The 19,698-nt window shown below is 38.1% G+C and carries 17 protein-coding genes and 1 rRNA gene; 5 read left to right on the top strand and 13 right to left on the bottom strand.

Annotated features, from left to right (window positions below; translation table 11 throughout):
- Together FHY47_RS15265 and FHY47_RS15270 are read right to left on the bottom strand one after the other, a co-directional pair.
- Positions 1–73: ribosomal RNA gene (locus FHY47_RS15265) — 16S ribosomal RNA — on the bottom strand; the annotation flags it as partial.
- A gap of 347 nt (positions 74–420) precedes the next feature.
- Positions 421–1,302 carry a nucleotidyltransferase-like protein gene (locus FHY47_RS15270; RefSeq protein WP_066107873.1) on the bottom strand — a complete coding sequence of 294 codons (882 nt, stop codon included), beginning with the start codon at positions 1,300–1,302 and terminating at the stop codon, positions 421–423.
- A gap of 141 nt (positions 1,303–1,443) precedes the next feature.
- On the opposite strand from FHY47_RS15270, the gene FHY47_RS15275 reads away from it, so the two are divergent.
- Positions 1,444–1,800, top strand: a complete 357-nt coding sequence (locus FHY47_RS15275) for a YgzB family protein (RefSeq protein ID WP_066107876.1) — start codon at positions 1,444–1,446, stop codon at positions 1,798–1,800.
- Between the two features lie 57 nt (positions 1,801–1,857).
- Here FHY47_RS15275 and perR read toward each other — a convergent pair whose 3' ends face one another.
- The 6 genes from perR to FHY47_RS15305 form a co-directional block, all read right to left on the bottom strand.
- A complete protein-coding gene (perR, locus tag FHY47_RS15280) occupies positions 1,858–2,301 on the bottom strand; it encodes a peroxide-responsive transcriptional repressor PerR (protein ID WP_066107879.1) in 444 nt (147 codons plus the stop codon).
- A gap of 129 nt (positions 2,302–2,430) precedes the next feature.
- Positions 2,431–2,982: a cob(I)yrinic acid a,c-diamide adenosyltransferase gene (locus FHY47_RS15285; RefSeq protein WP_066107883.1), complete on the bottom strand. Its 552-nt coding sequence runs from the start codon at positions 2,980–2,982 to the stop codon at positions 2,431–2,433.
- A 1-nt stretch (position 2,983) separates the two neighbouring features.
- Positions 2,984–3,940, bottom strand: coding sequence for a D-2-hydroxyacid dehydrogenase (locus FHY47_RS15290; RefSeq protein ID WP_148631052.1), 957 nt, complete (start codon positions 3,938–3,940; stop codon positions 2,984–2,986).
- 456 nt (positions 3,941–4,396) lie between these two features.
- Positions 4,397–5,506: an aminopeptidase gene (locus tag FHY47_RS15295; RefSeq protein ID WP_148631054.1), complete on the bottom strand. Its 1,110-nt coding sequence runs from the start codon at positions 5,504–5,506 to the stop codon at positions 4,397–4,399.
- Positions 5,507–5,625: 119 nt separating this feature from the next.
- Positions 5,626–6,096 carry a thioredoxin-dependent thiol peroxidase gene (gene bcp / locus FHY47_RS15300; RefSeq protein ID WP_139892656.1) on the bottom strand — a complete coding sequence of 157 codons (471 nt, stop codon included), beginning with the start codon at positions 6,094–6,096 and terminating at the stop codon, positions 5,626–5,628.
- Between the two features lie 61 nt (positions 6,097–6,157).
- A complete protein-coding gene (locus tag FHY47_RS15305) occupies positions 6,158–6,580 on the bottom strand; it encodes a potassium channel family protein (protein ID WP_140462201.1) in 423 nt (140 codons plus the stop codon).
- Positions 6,581–6,744: 164 nt separating this feature from the next.
- Here FHY47_RS15305 and FHY47_RS15310 point away from each other — a divergent pair, with 164 nt between their 5' ends.
- From FHY47_RS15310 to FHY47_RS15320, 3 genes are all read left to right on the top strand, one after another.
- Complete coding sequence (locus FHY47_RS15310) at positions 6,745–8,037, top strand: glutamate-1-semialdehyde 2,1-aminomutase (RefSeq protein WP_140462200.1); 1,293 nt, start codon at positions 6,745–6,747, stop codon at positions 8,035–8,037.
- A gap of 326 nt (positions 8,038–8,363) precedes the next feature.
- Complete coding sequence (locus tag FHY47_RS15315) at positions 8,364–12,842, top strand: glutamate synthase-related protein (RefSeq protein ID WP_148631056.1); 4,479 nt, start codon at positions 8,364–8,366, stop codon at positions 12,840–12,842.
- Positions 12,843–13,381: 539 nt separating this feature from the next.
- Entirely contained in the window at positions 13,382–14,464 is a 1,083-nt protein-coding gene (locus tag FHY47_RS15320; protein ID WP_139892660.1) for an FUSC family protein, read from the top strand.
- A 331-nt stretch (positions 14,465–14,795) separates the two neighbouring features.
- Here the strand turns inward: FHY47_RS15320 and FHY47_RS15325 are convergent, their stop codons facing one another.
- The 4 genes from FHY47_RS15325 to FHY47_RS15340 all read right to left on the bottom strand — a co-directional run bounded on the left by FHY47_RS15325 (position 14,796) and on the right by FHY47_RS15340 (position 18,087).
- Positions 14,796–16,544 carry an ABC transporter ATP-binding protein gene (locus FHY47_RS15325; protein ID WP_148631058.1) on the bottom strand — a complete coding sequence of 583 codons (1,749 nt, stop codon included), beginning with the start codon at positions 16,542–16,544 and terminating at the stop codon, positions 14,796–14,798.
- A 56-nt stretch (positions 16,545–16,600) separates the two neighbouring features.
- A complete protein-coding gene (gene ntdP, locus FHY47_RS15330) occupies positions 16,601–17,131 on the bottom strand; it encodes a nucleoside tri-diphosphate phosphatase (protein WP_066107906.1) in 531 nt (176 codons plus the stop codon).
- A 355-nt stretch (positions 17,132–17,486) separates the two neighbouring features.
- On the bottom strand, positions 17,487–17,741 hold the full coding sequence (locus FHY47_RS15335) for a YgaB family protein (protein ID WP_066107909.1): 255 nt from the start codon (positions 17,739–17,741) through the stop codon (positions 17,487–17,489).
- A 151-nt stretch (positions 17,742–17,892) separates the two neighbouring features.
- Positions 17,893–18,087, bottom strand: coding sequence for a gamma-type small acid-soluble spore protein (locus FHY47_RS15340; RefSeq protein WP_225983705.1), 195 nt, complete (start codon positions 18,085–18,087; stop codon positions 17,893–17,895).
- A gap of 138 nt (positions 18,088–18,225) precedes the next feature.
- On the opposite strand from FHY47_RS15340, the gene FHY47_RS15345 reads away from it, so the two are divergent.
- Complete coding sequence (locus FHY47_RS15345) at positions 18,226–18,450, top strand: hypothetical protein (protein WP_066107915.1); 225 nt, start codon at positions 18,226–18,228, stop codon at positions 18,448–18,450.
- Positions 18,451–18,523: 73 nt separating this feature from the next.
- Here FHY47_RS15345 and mutY read toward each other — a convergent pair whose 3' ends face one another.
- Positions 18,524–19,603, bottom strand: coding sequence for an A/G-specific adenine glycosylase (mutY, locus tag FHY47_RS15350; protein WP_148631060.1), 1,080 nt, complete (start codon positions 19,601–19,603; stop codon positions 18,524–18,526).
- Positions 19,604–19,698 lie beyond the last annotated feature (95 nt).

Here is a 19,698-nt window from a genome sequence, read left to right on the forward strand (position 1 = left end):
AGATTCGCTCGACTTGCATGTATTAGGCACGCCGCCAGCGTTCGTCCTGAGCCAGGATCAAACTCTCCGAAAGATGTTTGATCTAGCTAAATTTTAAAGCAAATTGACGAGATTTTAAAAATCTCTTTTTTTAGACTTGCTTGGCGTTTCGTTTTGTTTAGTTTTCAAAGAACAATCTGTCGTGTTAGCGACTTTTACATTATATCAAGATAACTTTTTGTTGTCAAGCATTTCTTTTAATGTAATTTACTAACATTTCAAGCTCGTTTGTAAAAGAGCGACTTTCTTATCTTATCATCGTTAGAATCGTAAGTCAACAACTTTTTTCATTTTTTCTTTGCCGTCTCGCTTCGTTTTGTTTACCTCAGCGGCGACGTTTATTAATATACCACCCTAAAATCATTTGGTCAATATAATTTTTTAAATTTCTTTATGAATTTTATAAAACCTATGAAAAAGCTTTGCTCCCTTAGTGTTTTCTAGTACAACATCAATATAGCCACGATCAATCAAGTACTCAATTAATATCCTTAAGTCCTCTCCGTAATAGCATAACTCTTGATGTCCATACAGCTCATCAAATGACCAGTACTCTTCTCCTCTTTCACCTATAATTTCTAATATATGCCCAGACCCGGATTCTGTTCTTGTATGAATAAAAAAGTCACTAACAAGGAAAAGAAGTTCTAGTCTTTGATTAAGACTTTCTTCGCTAAAAACCAGCTCTTCATATAATTTATAAATATCAGGACCAATTTGCTTCACCTGATTCCATACAGTTACTTCTGGGTGAAACCCTTTTTCAATGATCTCTAATCTTGCAAGGTGGTGGAGTGCATGGATTATTTGATTATACGCATCTAGAGAGTTCCCTTGATCAAACAATTCTTTACCTTCCATATAACTTCTAATTAAACGCGCAAACTCTATACCTTTTTTTACTTTCCTTCCATAGAAAGGGAATTCATTTAATTCTCTTTTTAATGAGGCAAGATAATCATTACGGTCAAAAACAATTTTCCCATGGTATATCCAATCAATAATTTTTTTATTGGATCCTAATAACCTCCACTCGTTTAACTTTTCATCTGTTACGATGTGGAGTGCTGATTTTTTATTTTCGTAAGCATAATGTTTAATAAAGACCGGTTGCTTATCCTTACTATCTGTAATGATTAATAAAATGTAATCAAATGTATCTGTAATTGAACTCTCAGGAGAGTTCTTCTCAATTAATAAAACTCCTTTTGTATCCGGGTTGCTGGCTCTTTCTTGATAAACGGGTCTTAGGATATCCTCCATGTTCCATTCCTCCACAATTTAATTCGCTCTCCTTATCTATTCAACAATATTCGACAGACTCCTGCCACTATTTTAATATCTATTGTTATTAAATTCTTTGGATATTATGGTATATTATAGAAGATAAAAGGGGGAAAAACGGTGGCAAAGTATTCAAGTAAGATAAATAAAATACGAACATTTGCACTCAGCTTAATTTTTATAGGCTTTATCATAATGTACGGAGGTATTTTCTTTAGAAACTCACCACTGGTTATGACTATTTTTATGGTACTCGGGCTATTAGCTATTTTTGCAAGTATGGCCGTCTATTTCTGGATAGGTATGCTCTCCACAAAAGCTGTTCAAGTTGTTTGTCCAAATTGTAATAAATATACAAAAATATTAGGCAGAGTGGATATGTGTATGTACTGTAAAGAACCATTAACACTTGATAAAGACTTGGAAGGTAAAGAATTTAACGAGGATTACAATAAGAAAAAGTTAAAAAATAAATAAAAAGAAAAAGCTGGCAAACGTCCAGCTTTTTCTTTTTATTTAACTTCCCTATCTGGTTTAATGAACTTCTTTAGCAGAACATTCCGGACAATCACCATAAATCTCCATTCGGTGATGTGTTACTTTAAATCCCGCAACATGCGATGCAAGATGTTCCACTTCATCAAGACCTGGATAATGAAAATCAACTATTTTTCCGCACTTTTCACAAATTATATGATAGTGATCTGATGACACAAAATCAAATCGACTGGATGAGTCTCCGTACGTCAACTCTTTTACTAAGCCAACCTCTTTAAACACACGTAAATTATTATATACTGTCGCTACGCTCATATTAGGAAACTTGCCTTCCAACGCCTTATATATATCATCAGCTGTTGGATGCGCATGGGCAGTTATTATATACTCGAGTATGGCATGACGTTGCGGAGTCATGCGGACACCAGTTTGTTTCAAAGTATCTAACGCTTCTTTAAGTTGTGGTTGAGACACCGTCATGCACTCCTTTTTTATATTATTCTCACTTTGTAATTGTTACAATAAGTTTACTTGATGATTGGTTGAGTTGTCAATATTTCCAGCACCTCATTCAGATATATTATATCCAGGGTGTTGGAAACTCTTGTCTCAAGAATTATGTAAAGTTGGTTCCATTTTTCCTAATTTATAGTTTACATATCTGGCAACAATAAACAAGAAATCGGATAACCTATTCAAATATTTTATAACTAAAGGATTTACCTCTTCTCCGAGAGCAACTGAATTTCGTTCAGCTCTACGTATCACTGTTCTCGCCACATGAAAAGCTGCTCCAGCTGGGTGTCCACCTGGAAGTATAAAATTCTTGAATGGAGGTAATTCCTCATTAAGTTCATCAATATAGGCTTCCAATTCATCAATCGACTCTTCTTTTATAACCCAGCCAACTTTTTTGCCGTATGGAGTAGCTAGTTCTGCACCAACGTGAAATAAATCAGTTTGTATTTTATGGAACTCCTCTAATAACTTATCTTTCCCTGAGAACTCTACATCATTTAAATAGCTTATCCCAAGTCCAATCATAGAATTCCCTTCATCACATGTTCCATACGCCTCTACACGTTGGTCAGTTTTGGATACACGCGTACCATAAACAAGAGAGGTTTGACCCTTATCTCCGGTTTTTGTATAAATTTTCATTCTAATACCCCTTTCCTACATCAATTTTATTCACATAGTTATCATCCTTATGATTAACAAACCGCTGAAAATTCTGCTCAAATATATCAAATGCGCGTGGCAAGTAATTTTTTGAAACGCTAGAAATATGCGGTGTGATAGTCAAATTAGGATATAACCATAGCTTATTATCTTCATTTAACGGTTCATTCGGAAAAACATCAAGCACCATATGACCTATAACTTGATTTTCTAACACCTCATGTATCGTGTCTTCTTTAATTAAATCTCCACGACCAATATTGATAAACATAGCTATATTTTTCATCATTTCAAAATGTTTGTATTTCAAGAGGTCCTTAGTTTCTGATGTACTAGGTAGTACAGATATAATAAAATCTGCATTCGGGAGAGCATCCTCAATTTGAGACATCGTAATAATATCATCAAAATATGAACTGGCGGAAACCCCGCTGCGATTCATCCCAATCGTTTTCATCCGAAAGGCTTTTCCTAATCTAGCTATCTCTTCTCCAATTGCGCCAGTACCTAATATAAGAAGATTTTTCCCATTCAGCTCACCGAAAGGTAGCCTCTTGTCCCATATACGTTTATCTTTATTCTCTGCCATGATCGGGAATTGCTTTATATATGAAAGCATCATCCCCATGGCGTACTCTGCCATAGGTATCACATGAATCCCTCTCGCATTTGTTACCAGGATATTTCTTTCTCTAATTTTTTCGAAAGGCAATTTTTCAATCCCAGCTGACATTACACTAATCCATTTCAAGCGTAACGCCTGGTCGATTGTTTCCTCATCCACATCTTCTCCATATGTTATGAGCACATCCATATCCTTAATAACAGAACCTGCATTTTTGATACCTTTACAAAAATGAAACTCATGCTCTTTGTATGACTCAATCAAACGTTTCCTAATTTCCCCCGGAGGATAAATTGCAGAAACAACCTTCATCCAAATACCCCCTTCATCCACACATCACTAACATAATAACATCTTTTACCAGTATAAAGTGCTGAGACGACTGTTCAGCTTCGAAAAGCATAAGAGGAGGCACGAAGGGAGGCGTTCTTTCCTCTCGTAATGCCTACACTTATGTCTCGAGGAGCTAGGAGTCGAAGCCGGATTACATAAAAAGCTGAAACGGTTTAGTTCAATGAACGAAGACTAAATTCGCCACGTCCTGTGACAACGCCTTTGTGACCTACATCCTGTTGGCATCCGCAGCAACTCCACTTATGTCTCGAGCGTTTTAAGCTAGCTCACATAAAAGCAGAAACTAAATAAAAAAACGGACAGCCAGTTCCGGCTGTCCTTCTAATAGTTGTATGAGGAGGTATTCCCTGATTCTATCTTATTCAAAATAGCTTGTTATGCTTGGTCTTTTGCCATAGATTTTAAAAACAATCACTATAAAAGTGATTCAGGATTTAATCCTTTTAACTCCGGTAGTACAAATAATCCATCCTTTCGAATCAATTGACCATCAAAATAGATTTCTCCTCCGCCAAATTCAGTTCGCTGGATAAGCACCATGTCCCAGTGAATAGAAGATATATTTCCATTGTCGGCTGCTTTATAGGCTAATCCCGGTGTGAAATGCAGGCTTCCACAGATTTTCTCATCGAATAAAATATCTCCCATTGGATTTGTTATTAACGGGTTTACGCCTAAGGCAAATTCTCCAATATAACGGGCACCTTCATCTATATCAAATATTTTATTGATTTTATCCGCTTGATCTGCTCTTGCATCAATTATTTTTCCATCTTTAAACGTTAAACTGACATCTCTGAAGGTAGTCCCTTGATAAGGACAAGGCGTATTAAAGGTAATCGTTCCGTTTACACTATTTTTAACGGGGGCTGTATATACTTCTCCATCAGGTAAATTTCTTTCTCCGAAACACATCACTGCCGGAATTCCCTTTATAGAAAAAGAAAGATCTGTACCCGGTGACGTGATTCTGACCTGATCTGTTTGCTCCATTAGAGATTTCAATGGCTCCATTGCCTTCTGCATTTTGGCATAATCAATTGTACAAACATCAAGCAGAAAATCTTCAAATTGACTTGTGCTCATCCCTGCTTTTTGAGCAAGTGATTTAGTCGGATAGTTCAATAATACCCAACGGCAATTATTAATATAGTAATCAACGACTGGCTTCATTACTTCTCCGCTCAGCTGAAATTTCTCTGACGGAATCTCAGCAAATTCCGCATCATTCTCTTCTCCGATTACAATAATGACAGCATCCATGTCTTCAAATTTTTTCAAATCCCAATTAGCCATGATTTCCAACTGTTCCCGGCTATACCCTTTTGCCATATATTTTTGAATCTCATCATCGAGCATTTGTACAAATGGGTATGCTCCTAGCTCATACGTTTGATTGACAAGTTCTACCAACAAAGGTTTCGTTATGTAGTGACCTTCAATCAACACTTTTTGCCCCTTCTCTAACCGTACAGAATGGGTTAGCAGTTGTCTTGCCATTTTTTTAATTCGTGGATCTTTCATACGTCATCTCCCCTGTTCTCTTTATTAAACACCTACTATCAATATACATATTTTTCCTCCAGAGAGCTTTTTATTTATAAAGAAAGCAGGCATTATTCCATGCCTGCTCACAATCTAAATTATGATAATTCATTTTTAATAAATGCTAAGGCATCTTCCACATGCCCTTTCACTCTCACCTTACGCCACTCTTTTACCACTATACCCTCTTTGTTGATAACGAATGTAGAACGTTCCGTACCCATATATTCATTTCCAAAATTGTTTTTTAATACCCATACTCCATACGCTTTTGACAATGTATGTTCTGGGTCTGACAACAAGATAAAAGGAAGATCATATTTCGTTTTAAATTTTTCATGCTTTTCAACCGGATCTGGACTAACGCCAACAATAATTGTATCCAATTCTGCAAATGATGTGTGATTTTCCTTGAAGTCACATGCTTCAGTCGTGCATCCCGGTGTCATATCCTTTGGATAAAAATAGAGAACTACATTTTTCCCCTTAAAATCAGCTAATGTAACCTCTTTTCCATTACTTGCCTGAAGCTTAAAATCCTGCGCCTTCTCACCAACTATACTACTCATAAAGCTCACTCCCCTGTTAGATAAAAATAATTAAGAACAGCTCGTTCTATTATTACTATACCTAATTTCGGGTTGTTTTTGCATGTTCAAAGTCTATGGCAGTCCTTACGACAAAAGCTGCCGGTAACGCATATCCAATTAAAGCTTCCATTGATGCAATCCATCTGCCAAATCCTACAGGTACCATATCTCCATACCCTACCGAGAGAAGAGTCATAGTACTGAAATAGAAGGAAGAGGCAAGCTTTTGAAACAAACCTCCCTCAATAGGTAAACCATTCAAATGAATAACCGTTCCAAATTTCATTTCAACCAATACGTATAGGATTCCGAAACCTATTAAAAAAGTGAAGTACACCGTAATGATCCAATAAAGATAATCGAGTGATATCCGTTCAGCCCGGGTTGGGTCTGTTGGCATCAATAATCCTCTCAAACTCATTAGTAACGTGATAACAACCGCAGCAAGGATAATATAAAACAAAGGTAACACCCCTTTTTATTACAACCGCATTTGTAATATATACGCTCTTACAGGCATACCTATGATTGCTTGTACACGAATCCATTGCTTAGGTGACCATGTTGTACAAACAAAGAATTCCAGTGCTAAAATGAAGCAGTTACATACGAAGGAGGAGAAATAAAATGAACCACGCTCAATCTGAAAGTTTGCATGCTGAAGCTATGCAGCACATCGTCGGCGGTGTCAATTCACCATCTAGATCATACAAAGCCGTTGGAGGGGGTTCTCCAGTTGCAATGGAAAGAGCAAAAGGCGCGTATTTTTGGGATGTTGACGGCAATCGATATATTGATTATCTTGCCGCTTACGGACCTATAATTACCGGGCATGCCCATCCGCATATTACCAAAGCAATTACAAAGGCAGCTGAAAACGGCGTTCTTTATGGAACACCTACTCCTTTTGAAGTTAAATTTGCCAAGATGCTTAAGGAAGCCATCCCATCCATGGACAAAGTACGGTTTACAAATTCCGGAACTGAATCGGTTATGACCACGATTCGTGTAGCACGAGCGTATACAGGACGGGATAAAATTATTAAGTTCGCTGGCTGTTATCACGGACATTCCGATCTTGTTTTAGTCGCTGCCGGATCAGGCCCTTCCACACTTGGAACTCCCGATTCCGCCGGTGTACCAAAAAGCATTGCTCAGGAAGTCATTACAGTGCCGTTCAATGATATAGATGCCTATAAGGAAGCAATCAATAAATGGGGAAATGAAATCGCGGCCGTTTTAGTTGAACCGATTGTCGGTAATTTCGGGATTGTTGAACCAAACCCTGGTTTTCTTGAAGCAATTAATGACATTACTCATGCAGCAGGGGCACTTGTTATCTATGATGAGGTAATTACAGCCTTCCGTTTTATGTACGGTGGTGCACAAAACCTTCTTGGTGTTGAGCCTGATATGACGGCGCTCGGAAAAATCATCGGCGGCGGCTTACCGATTGGTGCTTACGGTGGCAAAAAAGAGGTTATGGAAACAGTCGCACCCCTCGGCCCAGCCTATCAAGCAGGGACGATGGCCGGAAATCCCGCTTCCATGCTAGCTGGTATTGCTTGCCTTGAAGTATTGAAGGAAGAAGGAGTATATGAACGACTAGATCAACTTGGGGCGATGCTGGAACAAGGAATCCTTCAGGCAGCGGAAGACCATCATGTTTCTATTAAAGTAAATCGATTAAAAGGTGCATTAACGGTTTATTTTACTGATGCTAAGGAAGATATCAGTAACTATGCTCAAGCTGAAGCTACGAATGGCGAAGTGTTCGGCCGATTCTTTAAGCTTATGCTGGAACAAGGGATTAACTTGGCTCCATCAAAATATGAAGCCTGGTTCTTAACGACAGCCCATACAGAAGAAGACATAGAAACTACTATTAAAGCTGTAAATCAAGCATTCAAATTATTATAAATACAAATTTTTGAATATTTATGCATATCATCAATTCTACTAATCACGGTAGAATTGATGTTTTAACGTTGTTGAAAGCGTTTACATTAAGATATTTTGATTTTAATAACCAGATAATGTTTATTTTCCAAAAAAACTAAAATGTATATTTAATTGATTTCTGAAAATTCTAATGATAATATAAATCATACTAGTATTGATTATTTATTACCCTCAAAACTGTATTTCCTTCCTCGTTCGTTTTCCAAAGTAATCTAAAAAACCACAAGTTTAAAGCAGGAGGTGAACCGGCATCGAATAGGCGCAAGCTTATAGTTGCCCAACGTATGAACAAAAGATGGAATCCTAGTACGTTTATGAATTACCACGAATCAGAACATGATGCTTGCGGAATTATTGCATGTATTGAAAAGAAAAAAATACCTACCCGTGATAATATTTTTGCGTGTATTGATGCCCTGGTTACCATGAACCATCGGGCCGGTTTTATTAACGGCGAAGGCGATGGTGTCGGCATTCACATAGATATCCCCCGTCAATTATGGAAGGAGAAGCTAAAGAACTCTGGTGCTGATACAGACCTTGCGGATCATAACCATTTTGTAGTGGGCCACTTTTTTATTAAACGTGAGGCTGAGAAACAACAAACTATTGAGGAAATAATCAAACTGGCAAACGAAAAAGACTTAAAAGAAATTTATGTATCTGATGAAGCTTATTCCACCGATGCATTGGGACCAATAGCATTACAGGAAAACCCTGTATTTCTTCAAGTTGCTTTTATAGCAAAAGAAGATTTAAAACAAACTGACCTTTCATCTCTGTTATTTGATCTCACAATTACAATTGAGAAAAATGACCACATCCACGTATCTTCGCTTAGCCAATATCATGCCATCTACAAAGTGATGGGAGCCGGCGATATTCTACCTAAGTACTATCCAGACCTTGCAAGTCCACTCGTCGCATCAACGATGACACTTGGACATAACCGCTATTGCACTAATACACTATCCAGCTTTTTTCGCGTACAACCATTTAGCGTCCTTGGACATAATGGTGAAATCAATACAATCGCCAAATTACGCGATGAAGCGCAAATGGTTGGTGTTCCATTAGTAAACGGCGGCAGTGACTCACAGGATTTAAGTCGTACATTGGAAACATTCATCTACCGTGAGGGGTATTCTCTATTTGAAGCACTTGATATTGTCTTCCCTCCAATCATTAATGAAATGAAGGAATATCCCGATCATCTTCAGGATCTATATACGTATTTGCGTGAAAGCTGGGGCCATTTCGCTCAAGGTCCGGCAGGAATCATTTCCCGCCACGGCAATGAAGCTGCTTTCTCTGTAGATGCACTTGGTCTACGTCCTTTATGGATGATGGAAACTTCAACCTCTTATTTGTTTGGCTCTGAACCAGGTGTTATTTCACCAACAGAATATGTAGCCAATCCTAAACCAATTGGTCCAGGAGAAAAGGTCGGATTAAAGTGGAATGGCGATTCAATAGAACTATATGAATATATCACTTATCAGGAAGAAGTATTCAAAAGATTTAACAAGAGACTTAACTTTACAGAATCTCGTAATCGCTTAAATCCTCCTGATGTAAAAGAGCATACTTTTGCACAGGAAGAGGACAAAATCCAAAACGGACAATATAAAGCTTTCGGATGGGAACGTGACCATATTCAACTAATTGAACAAATGGCTGAAAAAGGTGCTGAACCAATCCGTTCACTTGGTCACGATGCTCCACTGGCAGCACTCAATCCTGAGCGTAAGAATATTGCAGACTTTATTAAAGAAAGTGTTGCAGTTGTTACAAACCCTGCGATAGATCGCGACCGAGAAATGGAACATTTTTCGACCCGAACCATTATCGGTAAACGCCCTTCTCTGTTTACAGATGAAAAATCTGTAAACACAGTGATTGAGCTATTAACGCCTCTATTAGCTGAAGGAAAAGCTGGACACACTTGTGCACAGTTTGCAAAACAACCTTCTTATGAACAAATTCACCAATTTTTTATGGATACAGAAGAATTGAAAACGATATCCATGACATTCACGGAGGGTGAAACGATTAAGGAAGCTCTAGATCGTATCAGTAAAGAGGCTCTTACCTTTGTTACTGACGGCTGTGGATTACTTTGCCTAGATGATGAACTATCCCATCAGGCTGAGCAATTATGGTTGGATCCTGCCCTTGTAGTCGCAGCAGTCGATAGAGCATTAGTAAAAGCAGAAAAACGAAGAGACTGTTCCATTTTAGTTCGCTCTGCTGCCATTCGTAACTTGCATGACATTGTGGTGATTTACGGATTAGGAGCTAATTTGATTAATCCATATTATATGTTCCGTACCGTATCAGATGAGCAGTCGAAACCAGTAATTAATTTATATAACTCTTTATCTAAAGGATTAGAAAAGGTCATTTCAACACTTGGAATTCATGAACTTCGCGGATATGGACGACTATTCTCTTCGATTGGACTACAGGAAGAAATAGCAGACATCCTTCAAATCGTGAACTTCTTTGGATCCAATCAATTAATCTATAATTTTGATAAATTGAAGGAAGATGCGAAACAGCGTGCAATTGATTATGCCAATGAAAAAGAACGTGTCGGCAAGACCTTTCATCTGTTCCCGCGAATCTGGAAAGCAATTGGTGAGGTGGCTTCAACTGGAGATTATCAGGCCTTTGGAGAAAAAATCTCTGAACAGGAAGAACAAAATCCCACAACTATTCGCCATTTAACAGATTTCAAGAAAACCGAACAAAAAGTTGATCCAGAAACAGTGAATATTGGTGTTGGCGATCACAGTCTACCATTTGTAATTGCATCAATGTCGTTCGGCTCACAAAATGAAACAGCCTTTCGCGCATATGCAGAAGGTGCCGATCGCCTTAATATGATTAGCATGAATGGTGAAGGCGGAGAAATTAAAGATATGCTTGGTAAATACCCGCGAACTCGCGGTCAGCAAATTGCCTCCGGTCGTTTTGGTGTAAATGCGGAATTGCTGAATTCCTCTAATTTACTTGAAATCAAAATCGGACAGGGCGCTAAACCGGGTGAAGGCGGTCATCTTCCTGGATCCAAAGTAACATCAAAAATTGCCGAAGCACGTAATGCAACGATTGGATCCGATTTAATATCACCTTCAAACAACCATGATATTTATTCTATTGAAGATTTAGCTCAAATGATCCATGAGTTAAAGACAGCCAATGATCAGGCAAGGGTGGCTGTTAAAGTACCTGTTGTTCCAAATATTGGGACAATTTCTGTCGGGATAGCAAAAGCTGGTGCTGATATTATCACGCTAAGTGGATTTGACGGCGGTACCGGAGCCGCTCGTATCCATGCCCTTCAAAACGTTGGATTACCAGTGGAGATTGGTGTTAAAGCTGCTCATAATGCCTTGCTTGAAGCCGGTCTAAGACAGGATGTTGAGCTTTGGGCTGACGGTGGCCTCAAAAGTGCAAAGGATGTACTGAAGGTTATGCTACTTGGAGCAAACCGTGTAGGTTTTGGAACCCTCTCTATGATTGCTATTGGCTGTACAACATGTCGAGGCTGCCACCTGGATACATGCCATGTAGGGATTGCTACTCAAATTGATTCTGAAGTGGAAGCAAAGGAACATGGGCTAAGGAGATTTGTTCCTAGACAATTTGATTTAGCCGTCCAGGGAATCATCAACCTATTCAGTGCTTTTGGCAATGAATTAAAAACACTTGCGGCTGAACTTGGAATCACAAATCTCCAGGAAGCTGTCGGGCGTTCCGATTTATTAGTACAAACAAAAGGAAAAGAAATGCTGGATTTAAAATACTTACTTAAAACGATTGAGCTTGGCCAGATCACACATCTCGAAGCTGCTGCTACAAAGGACGAATTAATCGTCCAAATGGCCGCAGTCGGTGCAGAATATCTGGATGCAAGTGTAAATGATCTGCTTCAATCCAGACAATTTAAAAATATCAATTCTATTCAGCGCGTACTTGGAAGCCGTGTTTCCTGCCACCGGGTAAGAGGCAGATTAGATGGTTCCTATGTCAAAATGGATCCTGTTAATCTAACCTATAAAGGTTCCATACCTGGAAATGGACTTGGTGCATACAATACAGAAGGCATTACGATAACAGTTGATGGCGGTTCTCAGGATGGCACCGGCAAAACCTCATTTGGAGGAACAATTGCAATTCTTAAAGGAATCGGCAAGGATGACAAATTCTATAATGGTTCCGTCGGAAAAGGCTTTGGATATGGTGCACAAAAAGGTCTATTAATTGCTCAGGGTGACGCTGATGCGCGCGCAGGTATCCGTCTGTCTGGTGCTGACATGATTGTCGGAGGTTCTTTAAAACGGGATATTCCTGTACAAGAACATGGAAACATTGGCGTTTATTCAAATATTAAGGGCTTTGCCTTCGAATATATGACAAACGGCCGAGGACTTGTTCTTGGAGACCCAGGTCCATGGATTTGCGCAGGAATGACAGGCGGTGTCATTTATCAACGTCATTTGCCTGAACGAGGCCTTACAAAAGATGCGCTCCAACGCAGAATTGCAAAAGGAGCCCTCGTCTCTGTTGAAAAATTAAATGAAACAGGTATAAATGATGTAACTGAACTACTTACACGCTATACAACTATTCTTAGAGAAAATGGTCAACAGGCTGAAGCGGAAGAACTGGCCCAATTGCTAGGCAACCCAAGCCAGCACTTCCTCCAAATCGTCCCAGTTAAAACCCAAGCCGACCCATCTGTATCTACAGAATAAGGCTGAAACGACTGCCCAGACCCGACAAGCATAAGAGAAGAGGCACGTAGGGAGTGCTTTTCTCCCGTAGTGACTATTCCTTATGACTCGAGGGGCTAGGAGTTGAAGCTAGAATACACGAGTAAAGCTGAGGCGACTGGTGGTCAGTTATGGGCCATATATCAATTTATATCAGGATGATACATTATTTTCGAACCTCAAGAGACCGTTTCGCTTTATTAAAGCGGCGGCCTCTTTTCTTTTCATTTCTTAACTTTCTATTAAGCCGTTCTCAATTCTTCTTTATATTTTATGAACACATAAACCTTTCATTGAAAAATCTATATATTCCTTCTCTCCATATAGCGTATACCTGATGAATCTTGAAAAAATCGTATTCAATGCATGCCTTTTAGTCTAAAGGGGAAAGTAAACAAAAGAAGTATTTTGCCTGTATATCTTGAACATGAAGACGAAACCCTGTATAGTACAGTCATGTTCGAGATAAAAATAGATAAATATTCGTAAACAACTATGAATAAAAGGAAGAGGTATTATTTATGAAGGTTGGTGCCCGAGTCTTTAAAACGGGAATAGCCATTGTGATAGCCATCTATGTTGCGACAGCATTTAATATACCGGCTCCCGTACTAGCCGGGATTTCGGCTGTATTTGCCGTTCAGCCTACCATATACCGTTCGTACAGGACATTAATTGATCAAATACAAGCGAATATTATCGGATTTCTAATCGCGATATCGTTTGTATTATTATTTGGTAATGATCCCTTATTAATTGGTTTGGCAGCCATTATAACAATTGTAATCAACTTACAGCTGAAAAATGAAAATCAACTGACAATTTCGCTTGTAACTTTAATCTTGATTATGGAGCAACAAGACGGTAATTTTACTGAATTCGCCTTTTGGAGAGTTGCTGCCATTTTAATCGGTATTCTATCAGCGTTTATTGTTAACCTTGTCTTTCTTCCTCCAAAGTATGAGACAAAGCTTTATAAACGAATTAGCACAACCACAGACGATATTCTACAATGGATCAGAATTGGTTCTAGAAGCTCAACTGAACATATTATGATGAAAAAGGACATTAATCGTATTAAAGAGAATGTCACAAAGGCCGATAGCTTGTACGCTCTATATAAAGAAGAGCGTGAAACTTTCAGGAAAAATACGGTTGCCAAATCCCGTAAACTCGTAATCTACCGTTATATGATAGCAACAAACAAACGATCATTGGATATCTTAAAAAGATTACATCGCTTTGAAAACGAATTCCATCAAATGCCTGAGGATTTTCAAATCCAGGTTCATCATCAACTGGATTTGTTGTTGAGAAAACATGAACATATTCATCTGAAATTTATAGGTAAAGTAAAGCCGGGACTAATGCTTGAGGAATCTACGGACACTTATAACAAACAATTGCTGATTGATATTGTTAAAGGTTTTCGATTAAATACAGACGAGGATTCTCCCGTCCACTACCATATGGTTACACTAATTTCATCTATGCTTGAATATGGTGACTACTTAGAGCATCTAGAAATGCTTGTTAACAGTTTTCACTCTTATCACAAATCAGAGAACAAATCGATCAAGATAAATGATGATGATCAATTATAAAAAATCGTTTAAAGGGTATTCCAAAGCCAGTAAAAAGGCTTTAGGATGCCCTTTCTTATTAAGTAAAAACCTGCTTGTTAATCTTTATTTCACCTACATTCTTCATTTCTCCCATTTCCTCTCCTTCTATAAAACCTTACTGGATCACTTTTCATCTATCCACTAATCACTTCTCTCATAAAAGCTTATTTGTTCTTGCATTCTTGATGACAGCACCTTACATGAAATTCAAAAAGGAGGTTCCTCAATTTGAAGAAACCTCCTGTGTAACCTGTAAATATATTTTTATCCAATTTCGTTAGCCCGCAAGCGATCAGTTTCCAACGAGCCGTTAGGCATCCAACTGTTGAACCTGAAAGAGTCTATAATAAGCTCCTTGTTTAGCCATTAATTCTTGGTGTGTTCCCACTTCTATTATACGGCCATGTTCAACCATAACAATTCGATCAGCATGTGTAATGGTAGATAATCTGTGAGCCACTATAAATGTAGTACGGTCACGGGAGAGCTTTTCAAGTGCTTCCTGAATAAGATGCTCACTTTCCAAATCAAGAGCAGAGGTTGCTTCATCCAACACAATAATGGATGGATTCTTCAAAAACACACGTGCAATAGAAATACGCTGCTTTTGACCTCCTGATAATTTGACGCCCCTCTCGCCTACTTTTGTCTCATATCCACTTGGTAATTTGCAGATAAAATCATGAGCATTTGCTGCTTTGGCAGCTTCATAGATTTCTTTATCTGTCGCATCTGGCCTACCCAGTAAAATATTTTCACGAACCGATTCACTAAATAAAATACTGTCTTGCATCACCATTCCAATATTGTCCCGAAGTGAGCGTACCTGAACATCTCGGATATCCACTCCGTCCAATAGTATACGCCCTTGTGTCACATCATAAAATCGTGGAATCAAGCTAACCAGAGTAGATTTACCTCCTCCGCTCATCCCGACAAGCGCAATTGTTTCTCCCCTTTTCACTTCAAGATTAATATCCTTCAGTGCCTGAGTCTCATCTTCTCCATAAGAGAATGATACATGATCAAACGTAATGGTCCCTTGTACATCTTTACATGGACGTGCATCAGGCTTGTCCTCAATATCATACGGAACATCCAAAAATTCAAACACACGGTCCATTGATGCCAGTGATTGCGTTAATGTGGTAGATGAGTTCATCAATCTACGCAAAGGTCCATACAATAAATCGATATAGCCGACAAAGGCAACCATAGTCCCTAATGTCATATTCCCATTAATGACCTGGTATCCGGCAAATAGGATGACAACTAGAGGAGCAATATCTGTAATTGTATTGACTGCTGCAAACGATTTAGCGTTCCAGCTTGTGTGAGCTAACGCTTTTTTTAAGAAGTTTCCATTCACTTTATTAAATTGCTTTTGCTCATGATCTTCAATCGCAAAGCTCTTAATCACGGCCATCCCTTGTACACGTTCATGCAAATAGCCCTGTACTTGAGCAAGCGCCTGTGATCTATCTCGGGTTAATTCTCTTAATTTACCAAAGAAATATTTAATGGAGAATGAGTAGAGCGGTAACAGAAGCAACGATACAATGGTCAATTTTACGTCAAAGGTAAGCATAATTCCAACTGCTATTAAAATTGTAACTAGATCCAACCAAACATTCATAAGGCCGGTTATAACAAAATTCTTAGTTTCTTCAACATCATTAATCACTCTGGAGATAATTTCTCCTGCTTTTGCATTAGAGTAATATTTAAAGCTTAACTTTTGTATATGACTGAACATTTTATCGCGGATATCAAATAAGATTTTACTTGCTGTCCATTGGGCAAAATATTGACGGTAATATTCTACTGGAGGCCGAACTACCACAAAAATGAAAAACATGATTGCCATTAACATATAGAGCTTCCTTAATTGCTCTCCTTTTTGCAAAGCATTGGCACCGATTATATCATCAATCACATATGCCAATAAGGCAGGAGTCAGCAAAGGAATCGCAAATTTAACTATCCCGATTAGGATTGTCACAATGATTTGCCACTTATAAGGCCTTACAAACCTCATATATCTTTTTATACTATTCATCAAATGTCTCTCCCATCAAGCATAAAAACCTGTCCATAAAAGAGACAGGCTTCTTTTCAACTTTTAATTGTTAAATATCGGTTATACCAATTATGAACGAACTCCTGAGAAAACGGCCCTTTTTTCGCTCGAATCATACTAATCAGCTTTTCCACATTTCTCCTGAGAATATGGTCAATGACATTCGGATAACCCATTTGAAGTTTATGCTCTTCGTACTCATCTTCATCTAACAGGTTATATGTCATATCGGGATATACCTTTATATCAAGATCATAATCGATATATTTAACCGCTTCCCCATCAAATACAAATGGAGAACTTAAATTACAGTAGTAGTAAATACCGTCATCACGAAGCATGCCGATGATATTAAACCAATACTGTGAGTGAAAGTAGGTAATAGCTGGCTCTCTTGTGAGCCATGTCCTACCATCAGATTCGGTTACAAGAGTCCGATCATTGCAACCAATTACAATAAATTGGGTACCCTTTAATATGGTCGTCTCTTGCCAAACCCGGTGTATATGTCCATTATGTTTGTAACTGTGTATTTGGATTTCTTCTCCTTCTCTCGGTACTCGCACGTTGTATTACCTACTTTCTCTCCCTATAGGGCAGGGCACTTATATACCGTCTCTGTGTTCAAATTGACAATATATTAACCGTTAAATTAAGATGCTTTTTTCCGTATTCTTCTATTATTATAACGATTCACATACAATTTTAAAACAAAGAGCCACCATGAAAAGCGGATAAGCTATAAATTGTTAAACAAATCGCCATTAACCAGCTCTTTTTTAGAATGAAATATTAATCCTATAACCAAAATTAATCGTTTACAAACATGAGTCATAATGAATGAAGGAAACAGAAGCGGAGAATAAAAATAAAAGAACACCTATAGAGATGCCCTAAATAATGATGAATTGTATTTATATTTTATAGTTTCGGGGCAGATTTTGACTGATAGCTTTCAATCACTTTTTCTGTTAATTGCATAAATATCGTTTGGATTGTATCTAATTCTCTTTTCATCTCACTTATATCGTCCTGGACACATAGTAAATCTTCATCATTCTTTCGATTCCTCAGTTCCTCCTCTAGCTCCATATAACGGTCAAGTTCTGTTTGCATATGTAAAAGCTTATCCATAATGACCATTTGTTCATTAACTAACTCTTCAAAACTCTTCATGCTCTACACCACCCAAAATCAGTATAATAATACATTTCTCTAATAAGCAGAAAATACCTTTGACTTTTTCTGTAGCCTTCTAAGAGGTTTTGTCGAGCCGTTAAAAAGCACTCGCCCGCTACGGGCAAGTGCTTTAATTAAAGGTTTTACATTATTGTTGTCCGGAGTTACCGGAGTTTTTAGCTTTGTTTTTCTCTGCTTTCGCGTTTGCTTGTTTCACAGATTGCACATCAGTTTCACTTGCAAATTCAGAACCAAATTGACCTTGGCTTTGACCTGCAGATTGTGCGTTTTGTTGTCTCACTTGATTTGCATTTGTTTTTGAACTGTTGTTAGCCATTAATATCACCTCCACACCTATTAATGTATCCAACAGAGGTTTTCATATACAAAAAGAGTGTTTCTATTTTTTTCCTTGTTTTTGCTTCACTATATAGCGGCATCCTATATAGAAATTTAAAACAGGAAAAGAGGAGGCTTTATTATGTTTGTAGGAAGAGATATGTCAGAGTTATCCATGATTCCTAAAAGTGAATGGAAGGAAGATGAACTGGAATTTTACCATCATTCATTTCAGCAGATTATGCCCTATTTAAATATAGAGGGACATACCATTCAAAGAGAAATTATTGAGGAAATTGAAAGAAGAGGCGGCCTGAAGAGACAGGAAGCAACCTGGACAAAAGGAACGCGTGTTTCCTACGATTAATTAAAATAGAACCGGCATCAGCTATACCTGAAGATTATTATCTTTTCGCAGGTAGCTGATGCCGGGTTATTTTTTAACCATTAAATACATATGTTTCATAAATTTTTTGATGAGATACAGGTAAAGCATACTGTTGAAAATCATGATCTTTCACATATGCTAATTTATGTGTATTGCTTTTAAAGTTCTCCAAATTATTCACAGTGGCTGTATAGATATCAATTTCCCATGTCAAATGTGAAAATACATGATTGATATGACCGATTGGAGTTAATTGATTTAATTCAACTTGATTCTGTTCCGCAACCATTTCTTTAAGTACTTTAACATCTCCTGTTGTTTCATAGCTTGGGAATTCCCACAATCCCGCGAGAAGACCTGTCTCCGGCCGCTTCCTAATCAGGATTCTTCCACTTTCATCGTTTATCACAATTGCCGATAAATGAACAATTTTGGTCTTTTTAGCTTTCGTTTTTACCGGAAGCTCCTGTTGGATTCCTTTATCAAATGCCCAGCAGTGCTCTCTTACCGGACATAATAAGCATGCAGGTTTACCGGGAACACATATAAGAGCGCCAAGTTCCATCAATGCCTGATTAAATTCTGACGTATGTTCGGGATCAATTAATTCACGTACAGCTGACTCAAATAGTTTGCGGGTGGCAGGCTTTGCTATGTCATCATATATTTCTAATATCCTGGAAATGACTCTCATGACATTTCCATCAACTGCAGGCTCCGGAACACCATAAGCAATGCTTAATATTGCACCGGCAGTGTATGGACCGACACCTTTTAATTTTTTAATTTCTTCAGGAGTGTTTGGCACAATTCCGCCGTAGTTTTCCTTTACCTCTTTAACTGCACTATGCAAATTACGAACCCGAGAATAGTAGCCTAGACCTTCCCATGCTTTTAAATATTTTTCCTCATCAGCATCAGCAAAATCATCAAGCGTCGGAAACCATTCCATAAAACGTTCGTAATAAGGAATAACAGTATCAACACGAGTTTGCTGAAGCATAATTTCAGAAACCCAGACACGATAGGGATCTTTATTTAATCGCCATGGGAGCTGTCTTTGTTCCTGAATAAACCAATCTATAAGATCTTTTCTGAATTGTTCTATATTGCAACTTACAAGTGTCTTCACGTTTCCTCCTGTTTATGTTAAAAATTAATGGAATAGGGAATAAATTAAGTAATCATACTGAGTAGGTTTACCCATGATTTTTTGATTCCCTTCAT

The organism is Bacillus sp. E214 (assembly GCF_008087365.1).
GTDB lineage: Bacteria > Bacillota > Bacilli > Bacillales > Pradoshiaceae > Pradoshia.